Here is a 10,799-nt window from a genome sequence, read left to right as displayed (position 1 = left end):
ATTTGAAAGAAGTGTGGAAAGCTTACGATTTGGAGTTAAAAAATCACCAACTTTTCTGTTGGTCATATGTACTTCTGTTTCTTGATTGCCAATAACATGATATATTTCAATAAGCTGTGGATCTGAAAAGTTATTGACTATCTCGATAATATGGTGATCCACATAAGGTGATTGCAAGATCACTTTTCCAAATGTATGCGGATATTGCAATGCCGTCATTAGTGAAACAGTGGCCCCGAGAGAATCCCCTATCAATGCTCTTGTAGTCCCCATTTGATAAGTTGGAAATTCTTGGTCAAGGTATGGTACTAGTTCGTGGGCAAGGAAACGAATATACTGTTTATTTTGAGATCCTTCAGGGTGATATTTTTGACGACGATCCTCTACATTTTTATAGGGTACCCCAACAATGATTAAATTTTCCATTTCCCGATTAAAAAGATGTTCATCAGCAATACGACCAATACGGCCTAGTTGGAAGTAATCTCTTCCATCCTGGGCAATGAGTAATGAATACTTATATAACGGTGAAAAATTGGCAGGTAGATAGATTAACAGCTGCAATTCCTCTTGAAGTTCCATACTAAAAAAACTTATTTCCTTCATGCTACCTTTTGGGTATTCCATAAGTTTCCCCCCTGATTCTACTGATACAATTGCATTTTAACATATGTGTGTTGAAAGGGTAAGGTAATGGGAAGGGGATTAATTTGAATTAGTGCAGAATCTGCATTGTGGAATATGTTTCCGGCATGATGGAGAGTATATTATCACGTTTAAAGGTGCGTACTTGTTTTCTAAGAAGGCAATAGGCACGAATGTAACCAACATTCACTTCTGTTATAATAAGTTTCCGCTGAGTGATTTCTTGATTGTCAGCAAGATATATCATCTCCAGTGGTGTCTTTTCCTCTAGCGAACGTAAAAACAATCCATCCATATTGATCACACCTTCTTTGACTTTATGTATTATTATATACGAACGTTAGTTCTGTATTCAAGTAATGATCGAATATGTGTTCTGCTGTAAAAAATTATTGACTTTTTTTCTTTTACTAACTATAATTAATTTTGTATTGATTAAGATCTGTTAGCTCAGCTGGGAGAGCGCAACCTTGACAGGGTTGAGGTCACAGGTTCGATCCCTGTACAGGTCATTGGGTGCCAAACCCGTAGAACCCTTCGGAACAAAGGGTTCTTTGAGAAAAGACTGCTTCTTCGGAAGTGGTCTTTTTTATTTTAATTACGTTTTAATTGTTCTATTTGAAGTGTCTATTAGTTCACCTGAAAGTTGAGTGTTGAATTTTCAATTAAATATTTGAAATACTGATTTACATAATCATCTTGAACGGTCCGAAAAATATCGAATTGATTTAACAAATTTAAAAATGTTTTAGTGGTACTTCATCTAAGTAGATGTTCCGAAAAATCCCTAACACTATTAGTGTCAGATTTTTAAACATTGTAGGCTAACAGCGTAATTTTGAAGAGCTCATTGCTTATACCTAGGATTTCTGATATATTATTTTTAAAGCAACTGGTAATGACAACATGACTAATTAAAAGGAGGTTTGTAGGGTGATTGATAAAAAAAGCCGCATTCCCCTTTATGCTCAATTAATCGACATTATTCTTCATAAAATAAATTCGGGTGAGTTAAAGGAGCATGATAAACTTCCTTCCGAACGGGAATTGTGTGACCAATTTGATATAAGCCGGACAACCATCAGGCAGGCTATGATTGAGTTGGAGAAGGAAGGCTATATTTATAAGGAACATGGAAAAGGAAGCTTTGTCTCACCGACCACTTTTACACAGAGCTTAGTCAAAATGTATAGCTTTACTGAAGAAATGGAAAAACTTGGGAAACAACCCCGGGCTGTGATGATTAACTTTGCCATTAAGCAGGTATTCGGAAAGGCAGCGGCTATCCTGTTGCTAGATGAGGGTGAGGAAGTATTTGAAATGTCCAGACTTCGTTTAGTGGACGAAGAGCCGATCATCTTTGAAACCAGTTATTTGCCTGTAAAGTATTTTCCTAACTTATCAGAGAATGATTTCAAAGAAAAAGCAATGTATCAATTGTTCCTTTCAAAGTATAACTATCGAATCAGCAAGGCAAAAGAAAACTTCAGAGCAGTAAATATGTCTGAAGAAGAGGCCACTTATTTGCATGAAAAGGTTGGTTCCGCTGCCTTGCGGATTGAGCGTGTCGCTTTTTCTGATGAGCGTGCGATTGAGTATACCTTTTCTGTGGCACGAGGAAATAAGTATGAGTATACCACTGAATTAAATTTATAACGTGTACCAGGAGGAGCGTTGATCTATTTCAATGCTCACCTATACTGGTAATGACAACACGATGACATGATCATATCTTTAAGAAAAGGATGAGTAAAATGGAATTAATTAAGGTGAAAAATTACGAAGAAATGAGTCAAAAAGCATGTGCCTTAATTGTGCAGCAAATGATAGAAGAAGGCGGCAATACAGTTTTGGGCTTAGCCACTGGCTCTACACCAGAGGGACTGTATCGATCTTTAATTGAAAAATACCAACATAAAAAGGTGTCGTTTAAAAACATCATCACCTTTAATTTAGATGAGTATGTGGGGATGAAGAATGAGGATCGAAACAGTTATCATTCATTCATGAATGAAAAATTATTTTATCATATTGACATCCCTCTTGAGCAGACTCATGTTCCAAATGGAGTTGCAGCGGAACCACTCAAGGAGTGTGAAATATATGAAGAAAAAATCCGTCATGCAGGTGGAATTGACATCCAGGTTTTAGGGCTGGGAATCAACGGCCACATTGGTTTTAATGAGCCGGGAACATCGTTTTCAAGCAGAACCCATGTTATCGATCTAACGCCTTCAACCCGTCAGGCCAATGCCCGCTTTTTTAATGATATAAGCGAAGTTCCAACCAAAGCAATTACGATGGGAATAGGAACAATTATGGAAAGCAAAAAGATCGTAATAATGGTTTCCGGAGAGAACAAGGCAATGGCTTTGTCAAAATTAATAAATGGGCCGATAACTGAAGATTTCCCGGCATCAATTTTACAAAAGCATGAAAATGTGATTATCATTGCCGATGAAGCAGCATGTTTCCTGATAAAATAATCGACTTAGGATTTGGTTCAAAAAGTAAGAAACAAGTAGAACACTACGGAATATGGTTTTATTAAAAAATATGTATATTTGTTCGTCATTTAGCGGATGGGGTTATATTGATAAAGAAGGAAAACTTCTTTTAGTTACAAAAATAGAAGGATAACTCCGTATTTTAGGGGCATGTGGTAATGAAGAGATCAAAAGTGAAGCGATCAGTGTAACTTCATAGTTGTAAAGAATTGAGGTGAAAGATCCTAACTTCATGTAGGATCTTTTTTATAAATAATGGTTTTTATAAGAAATCCTACCAAGATCCCCGGTATTACGAATAAAATGGGCAGCCAAACAGGTCCAAATAAAATCCCAAAGATCTTAAGGTTAGGGGAATAGATACATCCAACAGTGACAAAATAGGCGCAAAAGACGAAGGGCAAATAAGCATGTTTAGTTCTTCCTCCACCAGCATCTTTAAAAGCATCCCACATGGAAAAGAAATATAAACAAGGGTAAAACATTAGCCATTGATAATTTGTTGTTCCAATTGCCTGATCGATTTTCCCATGAAAGCTAAGTAAAATAATGGTATTGAAATTAGATTTCACATTAATAAGAAACTCTAATATAACAAATAACAGACCTTTTAGATATTTCTTGTTTAAAAATTGCCCAAACCCTGGAAGGGCAATGCTCCATAATAGGGTTTCTTTCGGGTTCGCCACATTATTCTAGCCCCTTCCAAGGTAAAGTGAAGTAGTTTAAAGGCGGTTTAGTTCAATTTATTTATTTGAAAAAGAGCCATATTTTATACGACCTTTTGTTTAAAATAGTATAATGAAAAAGAATTTTGATTGGGAGGGATAAGAATGAAATACATATCTATCGCGAACACTGAACTAAAAACCTCAAACATCATCATGGGCAATATGCGTTTACCCCAGCTTAATTTGCAAGAAGCCGAAAAATTAATCCGTACTGCCCTGGAAGAAGGGATCAATTTTTTTGATCATGCAGATATCTATGGAAGAGGGCAAAGTGAAGAAATATTTTCAAATGCTATTCAAATGACTCCCATCATCCGTGAAAACATGATTATTCAAAGTAAATGTGGCATTCGCGTGCCTGAGGGCTATTTTGATTTTTCAAAAGACCATATTTTACGATCTGTTGATGGCATTTTGGACAGATTAAAAACAGACTATCTGGACATTTTATTATTACACAGACCGGATCCGTTAATGAAGCCTGAAGAGGTAGCAGAAGCTTTTGAGCAACTTCATACTGCTGGTAAAGTAAAATATTTCGGTGTTTCAAATTTTAATCCTGCTCAAATTGAGTTATTGCAAAAATCAATTCCATACAAGTTAGTAGTCAATCAGCTTCAATTCAGTATTGCTCATACTCCAATGATTGATTCCGGCATCGCCTTAAATATGAATGTAGATCAGTCCATAAATCGGGATAGCAGTATTCTAGAATATTGTCGTTTACATGATATAACCATTCAAGCGTGGTCACCATTCCAACATGGATTCTTCGAAGGAGTCTTCCTTGGAGATCTGAAACGTTATCCGGAGTTAAATAAAACATTAGATACATTGGCTGAAAAATATGGTGTAAGCACAACAGCTATTGCTGTTGCTTGGATTACCAGACATCCTGCTAATATCCAGGTAGTCCTCGGAACAACAAATTCCGAAAGGTTGAAAGAAGGATGTAAAGGATCAGAAATCAAACTGACACGGGAAGAATGGTATCAGCTTTATAAGGCTGCTGGAAATATGGTTCCATAAAAATTATAAATATAAATTGTTAATAAGGGAGGCGCTCAAACAGGGTGCTCTCTCTATTTTTTTATATTTATGAAAAAATGGAAGGAAAATGGAAATAATAACACTAAAATGACTATGAAATGAAGGAGGTGTCGAAAATAGTTGTTTTGGCCATTGCCGTTACATCCATTGCTGCTTCCATCATCAAAGGTGCATGGAGACATCTAGATCGCTATTATCCAACTTTGTTGTATTTTGCTGTAGGCAATTTAGCTTATGAGTGTATTGCACATTTTTACTTTCATCTTTGGCATATGGATAGCAAAGGCTATTTTCCAGAAATCGTTGCTGATTTTATTTTACTTTTTTTCATTGCAAGTCCGGGAATTCTTATTTACCTGGCTACTTATCCATCTACTCCTCGAGAAAGAATCCTCCATATCGTAAAATGGATTCTCATTTTCACATTTGTTGAGTGGCTGGCGGGCCACTTTTTTGGTGTGATTAAATATGAAAATGGCTGGAGTTTGGGATGGTCATTTCTATTTAACATTATCATGTTTCCGATGATGCGCCTGCACTTTTTGTCCTACAGAAAAGCTCTAATTCTGAGTGTACCTTTTAGTTTCTTTTACCTTTTCTGGTTTCATTACATATAACTATAAACGGTCTGAACTATATCAGTCCGTTTTTTTTACTATAAAGGGATCATATTACATGAAACTTTTTCTTTCCTGTTAACGTATAATTGAACTGTAAAGATTTACATAATTGGAAAATAGGGGGTTTAAACAATGGAATTAGAAAAAGAGATGAATGTTAAGGAAGAAAGTCCAAGATTATTTGGAATGTTTGCTAGCCCTGGGACACAATTTGAAAGGATAAGACGGAAACCGAAATTCTGGGTACCGCTTATTGTGGTAAGTATTCTTTATGCTGTGGGCATGGGATTAATGGCTGCATCTATGGATGTTAGCACTTTAATTGATCAGGGAGTCTCAAAAGATCAAGCAGAGATGGTGTTAGGCATCACCAAGATAACGATGGCAGTTACAGGAATCCTTACTCCGGTATTTGGAATTCTAATAAGCACGGTCATCCAATTAATTATCGCTAAAATTGCCAGTTCTCCTGTAACGTTTAAGCAATTATTTTCAATGAATGCTTTTATTTCAATTATTGGGGCAGTTGGTTTATTGCTAAACATGGCTATTAAATTTGGAATTGGCGGAAATCCACAAATTTATATTACTAGTGTAGCAGGTTTGCTGAATCTGGATAAGCCAGGTGTATTAGGTTCTTTGGAGGTTTTTGGTATTTGGTCAACCATCTTAACAGCGATTGGTCTTAATCGTACAGCTGAATTTTCGAAGGGCCTAGCTTGGACTATTGCAATTGTCATGTTTTTAATCCAAATTGGCTTTGCCTTAATGGGAACTGTTCTTCAAGGGGCGCCCAAACTATAATCAATGAAACTATTTTTATAAAAAGAGGGGAGACAAGAGCAGATTCTATTACGTAAGGAATCTGCCCGTACATAATGAAAAAGAAAATATGGATGGCCATTGGAATCGTAGTATTGCTCCTTTTGATGATTTCTGTCAGTGTCTACCGACAGGTTTTTGCTAAAGGACCAACTGTAAAGGCAGCTGAAATGAAACAGGAGGCAATATCTTCACTGCTCATGATTCCAGGCTCAATAAAATTAGAAGAGGAGCAGCTCGTTTATCCTGCTCCTGAAAAGGGAGAACTCAAGGAGCTCCTTGTTACTGAGGGTCAGAAGGTGACAAAAGGAACCGTTATAGCCAGACTTCAAAATTCCCAACTGGATCTCGAAGCAGAGCAAAATAAAATTGCCATTGAGTCAGCAAATTTAAAAATAGCTCAGCTCGATAAACAAGTGAAGCAATTAAATGATAAAGAAAAAACATTGGCTGAACAGGTGGGGAAAGTGGAAGCCAAGAATCAGCTTAGCGCTGAATATACTAATTTGGACACCGAAAAAAAATTGGCCAGTCTAGATTTAAAACAAGCAAATCTACAAAAAGATATCATTGGCAAAAAACAACTTGATTTGGAGATTAAGAGTGAAATAGATGGGGTTGTTTTGACAGCGAAAAAACCGGAAACAACGAACCAAACTACAGCTTTAAGCCCATACATTCATATTGGAAAGCAGGAAGGAATGATTGCGACAGGGCTTTTATCGGAATATGATACATTGAAAGTACATAATGGGCAGAAAGTAATCCTGCGCTCCGATGCCGTCCCTGGCAAAGAGTGGAGTGGTGTGGTTGATAAGCTAGCCTATTTGCCACAATCTGATCAGAATAGTCTTCAAACTGGAAATCAAGCTGTTCAATATCCCGTTACAGTAAAAATAACTGGTGATGTAAATTCCTTAAAGCCGGGATTCCAGATGATAATGGAAATTGAAACGGATAAAAAGCAATCTAATGTTTTACCGATCGAAGCTGTGCACGATGATGGTAATCAGCCGTATGTATTTCTAGTAAAAGACGGAAAAGCTAAACAAAAAAAGGTTAAAACTGGAATCACTTCTGGGGAAAAGATTGAAATCCTAAATGGAATATCAAAGGACGACCAAGTCATTATAGATGGTCCTGATAAATTGAAGGATGGGATGGATGTGACGATTAAATGATTCAGTTAGAGTCCATTACCAGATCCTTCTCACTGGGTAAAGAACAAATTAGTGTTTTAAATGGCATTAGTCTCACTATTGAAAATGGAGAATTTACAGCAATCATGGGTCCATCGGGATCGGGAAAATCCACCTTGATGAATATTATTGGCTGCCTTGATAAACCGACCACAGGAAGATATCTACTTGCTGGCGTGGATATTTCAAATTACAGTGAAAAAGAACTCGCAAATGTTAGAAATCAATCAATCGGATTTGTTTTTCAACAATTTCATTTGCTTCCAAGACTTACAGCTTTAAAAAATGTTGAATTGCCGATGATCTACGCAGGAATTGGCAAAGAGGAGAGACAAGAGCGAGCGGCAGAAGCCCTAATGAAGGTTGGATTATCCGATAGGATGGATCATTTACCAAATGCTTTATCAGGAGGACAAAAGCAGCGTGTTGCCATTGCCAGGGCAATTGTCAATCAACCGAAATTAATTCTGGCTGATGAACCAACAGGAGCATTAGATACAAAAACTAGCATTTCCATAATGGAGCAATTCAACCAGCTGAATAAAGAAGGTGTCACAGTGGTAGTGGTTACCCATGAGCCTGAGGTTGCTACATATGCCCATAGGACGATTATGGTGAGAGACGGACTTATACAGACTGCTTCTGCCATTGAAAGGAGTCCATTATCATGAGCTTTGTGGAAAATTTGTTGATGGCATTCAGCTCATTAAAAGCACATAAGATGCGCAGTATTTTGACAATGCTTGGGATTGTGATTGGGGTTGGGGCAGTAATCATTGTCGTCGCCATTGGACAAGGTGGAGAAGCAATGTTGAAATCACAAATCGCTGGTACAAGTAATACCATGGAGATGTTTTATCAACCTTCTGATGAGGAAATGCGGGCAAATCCCAATGCTCTAATGCAAGCACCCTTTAAACAAGAAGATATACGTGCTCTTGAACAACTGCCAGAAATAAAGCAAGTAGTTGCATCTAGTACCCAAATGTCTGCAACAAGGTTTCAAACCGATACTGCTGATGTCAGTTCAACCGGTATTAATCAGGCATTCATGAAATTGAATGATTTAAAGGTGGAAAAGGGAAGGAATTTTTCTTCAGCAGATTTTTTAGGAGGAAGAAGAGTTGCTGTTATTAGTTCAAAACTGCAGGAAAAACTTTTTAAAGGGAAAGATCCGCTAGGAAAAATCATAACGGTGGCTAATCAGCCTGTTGAAATTATAGGTGTGCTTGAAAAACCCACAGGTTTACTTGCATTTGGCTCTATGGAGGTTTACTTGCCATTCCAGACTTGGAAGGTAATCTACGGAAGTAGTGACTATACTCAAGTAACCATCCAAGCTGTGTCTGCTGAGAAAATGCAGGCAACTGGAAAAAAAGCAGCAAACCTATTAAACAAAATGCATAATACGGAAAAATCTTATCAAGTGATTAATATGGAAGAAATTGCACAAGGAATTGGTCAGGTTACAAGCATTATGACCTTAATTATTGGGAGCATCGCGGGAATTTCTCTGTTTGTTGGCGGCATCGGTGTCATGAATATAATGCTTGTTTCCGTAACTGAACGAACTAGAGAAATAGGTATACGTATGGCATTGGGAGCTACCAGAGGCCAGGTTTTAACCCAGTTTTTAATTGAGTCGATGACACTTACGCTCCTTGGTGGAATTCTCGGTATCGGACTAGGGTGGGGAGCAGCCACTATTGTTAGTTTTTTTGCTGGATGGCCATCATTAATTTCATGGCAAGTGGTGTTAGGAGGAGTCCTATTTTCAATGGTAATCGGAGTAGTATTTGGAATCCTACCAGCAAATAAAGCATCTAAACTCGATCCAATAGAATCTTTAAGGTATGAATAAATATGGTATCTTTATTAACCCCTGTTGAAAGGGGTTTTTATTTTGTCAAAGTTCCATATTTTGAACATTTATTGAAGAAAATAAGGCAGAAAAACGACAAAGTAATAAGTAATACCTATTACGTATTGCTAATTTAACGATGTGTTTTATTATATAAGTAGAGTTACTTAAAGAAAGTAATTCAAGTGATCCATATTAACAATATTATTTGGAGGTGTTTATCATGACAGTGAAACATTTTATCAATACCAACGACTATTCTAAAGAAGAAATAATGAAAATTGTAAACCTATCATTGTCACTAAAAAAATGTATTAAAGCTGGCTACTATCCACAGCTTCTAAAAAATAAAACATTGGGAATGGTATTCCAACAATCCTCTACCAGAACCCGTGTCTCTTTTGAAACGGCTATGGAACAACTAGGTGGACATGCCCAATATCTTGCACCAGGACAAATCCAACTCGGCGGTCACGAAACTTTAGAAGATACTAGTTGCGTTCTTTCAAGATTAGTGGATATCGTGATGGCCCGTGTTGATCGACATCAATCAGTTGTAGATTTGGCAAAATATGCATCCATCCCGATTATTAATGCTATGTCCGACTATAACCACCCTACACAAGAAATCGGAGACCTGATCACAATGATTGAGCACCTTCCTGAAGGAAAGAGAATCGAAGACTGCAAAGTAGCATTTGTTGGTGACGCCACCCAAGTTTGTGCATCCCTTGGATTTATCTCCACAAAAGTAGGAATGCGTTTTGCTCAATTCGGACCTGTAGGCTACCAATTAAGTGAAAACCACAGAAATATATTAGAAGGAAACTGCAAAGTATCTGGCGGAAGCTTCCTTATCAGTGATAATGCAGAAGAAGCACTAAAAGATGCAGATTTCGTATACACAGATGTATGGTACGGATTATACGATGCAGAACTATCTGAAGAGGAAAGATTATCCATCTTCTATCCTAAATATCAAGTAACATCTGAATTAATGAAACTGGCAAAACCAGGGGCTAAATTTATGCATTGCCTACCAGCATCACGCAATGAAGAAGTGACTGATGAAGTAATTGATTCTAATGTTTCAATTGTATTTGATGAAGCTGAAAACAGACTTACTGCTATGCGCGGATTACTTGTATACTTCCTAGGCTTAGATAAGCCTGATGCAGAAAAGGTAACGGAGGCTAAATTCGAATTGGAAAGACTGTTGGCAGCAACATTTGAACCTGAAAAGGAATTAGTTGCAACATTCTAAAATCCTCTCTCTTTAATATACAAAGGCTGTTTCACTAGTAGGGGTCATTTGAGACCTTGAGTGGGATAGCTTTTTTTTATAGTAAGGCTGTGTTAAAGAA

Annotated in this window: 12 protein-coding genes and 1 tRNA gene; 10 read left to right on the top strand and 3 right to left on the bottom strand. The window is 37.2% G+C overall.

The genetic code is table 11. The features are described from left to right. Both V7083_RS20560 and V7083_RS20555 read right to left on the bottom strand, forming a co-directional pair. Positions 1–627, bottom strand: a 627-nt coding sequence (locus tag V7083_RS20560) for an alpha/beta hydrolase (protein WP_335481425.1), incomplete at its 3' end; no start/stop codon positions are given. Between the two features lie 88 nt (positions 628–715). Continuing rightward, positions 716–940 carry a hypothetical protein gene (locus V7083_RS20555; protein WP_335481429.1) on the bottom strand — a complete coding sequence of 75 codons (225 nt, stop codon included), beginning with the start codon at positions 938–940 and terminating at the stop codon, positions 716–718. Between the two features lie 144 nt (positions 941–1,084). On the opposite strand from V7083_RS20555, the gene V7083_RS20550 reads away from it, so the two are divergent. From V7083_RS20550 to nagB, 3 genes are all read left to right on the top strand, one after another. Continuing rightward, positions 1,085–1,157, top strand: a tRNA-Val gene (locus V7083_RS20550). A gap of 421 nt (positions 1,158–1,578) precedes the next feature. Continuing rightward, the gene (locus V7083_RS20545) at positions 1,579–2,301 is read left to right on the top strand and encodes a GntR family transcriptional regulator (RefSeq protein ID WP_335481423.1); all 723 of its coding nucleotides are present in this window, start codon (positions 1,579–1,581) and stop codon (positions 2,299–2,301) included. A 98-nt stretch (positions 2,302–2,399) separates the two neighbouring features. After that, positions 2,400–3,131, top strand: coding sequence for a glucosamine-6-phosphate deaminase (gene nagB, locus V7083_RS20540; RefSeq protein WP_335481421.1), 732 nt, complete (start codon positions 2,400–2,402; stop codon positions 3,129–3,131). A gap of 251 nt (positions 3,132–3,382) precedes the next feature. On the opposite strand, the gene V7083_RS20535 is transcribed toward nagB, so the two are convergent. Next, positions 3,383–3,841, bottom strand: a complete 459-nt coding sequence (locus V7083_RS20535; RefSeq protein WP_335481419.1) for a hypothetical protein — start codon at positions 3,839–3,841, stop codon at positions 3,383–3,385. A gap of 144 nt (positions 3,842–3,985) precedes the next feature. On the opposite strand from V7083_RS20535, the gene V7083_RS20530 reads away from it, so the two are divergent. The 7 genes from V7083_RS20530 (at position 3,986) to ptcA (ending at position 10,699) form a co-directional block, all read left to right on the top strand. Next, positions 3,986–4,912, top strand: a complete 927-nt coding sequence (locus V7083_RS20530) for an aldo/keto reductase (protein ID WP_335481417.1) — start codon at positions 3,986–3,988, stop codon at positions 4,910–4,912. A 119-nt stretch (positions 4,913–5,031) separates the two neighbouring features. Beyond that, entirely contained in the window at positions 5,032–5,550 is a 519-nt protein-coding gene (locus V7083_RS20525) for a hypothetical protein (RefSeq protein ID WP_335481415.1), read from the top strand. Between the two features lie 135 nt (positions 5,551–5,685). Then, positions 5,686–6,357, top strand: a complete 672-nt coding sequence (locus V7083_RS20520; RefSeq protein WP_335481413.1) for a Yip1 family protein — start codon at positions 5,686–5,688, stop codon at positions 6,355–6,357. Positions 6,358–6,431: 74 nt separating this feature from the next. Then, positions 6,432–7,556, top strand: coding sequence for an efflux RND transporter periplasmic adaptor subunit (locus V7083_RS20515; RefSeq protein ID WP_335481411.1), 1,125 nt, complete (start codon positions 6,432–6,434; stop codon positions 7,554–7,556). Further along, positions 7,553–8,245 carry an ABC transporter ATP-binding protein gene (locus tag V7083_RS20510; RefSeq protein ID WP_335481409.1) on the top strand — a complete coding sequence of 231 codons (693 nt, stop codon included), beginning with the start codon at positions 7,553–7,555 and terminating at the stop codon, positions 8,243–8,245. The genes V7083_RS20515 and V7083_RS20510 overlap by 4 nt, the downstream gene beginning before the upstream one ends. After that, entirely contained in the window at positions 8,242–9,435 is a 1,194-nt protein-coding gene (locus tag V7083_RS20505) for an ABC transporter permease (RefSeq protein ID WP_335481407.1), read from the top strand. Before V7083_RS20510 ends, V7083_RS20505 begins: the two co-directional genes overlap by 4 nt. 223 nt (positions 9,436–9,658) lie before the next feature. After that, positions 9,659–10,699, top strand: a complete 1,041-nt coding sequence (gene ptcA, locus V7083_RS20500) for a putrescine carbamoyltransferase (RefSeq protein ID WP_438823757.1) — start codon at positions 9,659–9,661, stop codon at positions 10,697–10,699. The last annotated feature ends 100 nt before the right edge of the window (positions 10,700–10,799 follow it).

The organism is Bacillus sp. JJ1764, assembly GCF_036962145.1.
Classification (GTDB): Bacteria; Bacillota; Bacilli; order Bacillales; family Cytobacillaceae; genus Neobacillus.
The sequence above is the reverse complement of the archived record's forward strand: the minus strand, read 5'-3'. Positions and strand labels throughout refer to the sequence as shown.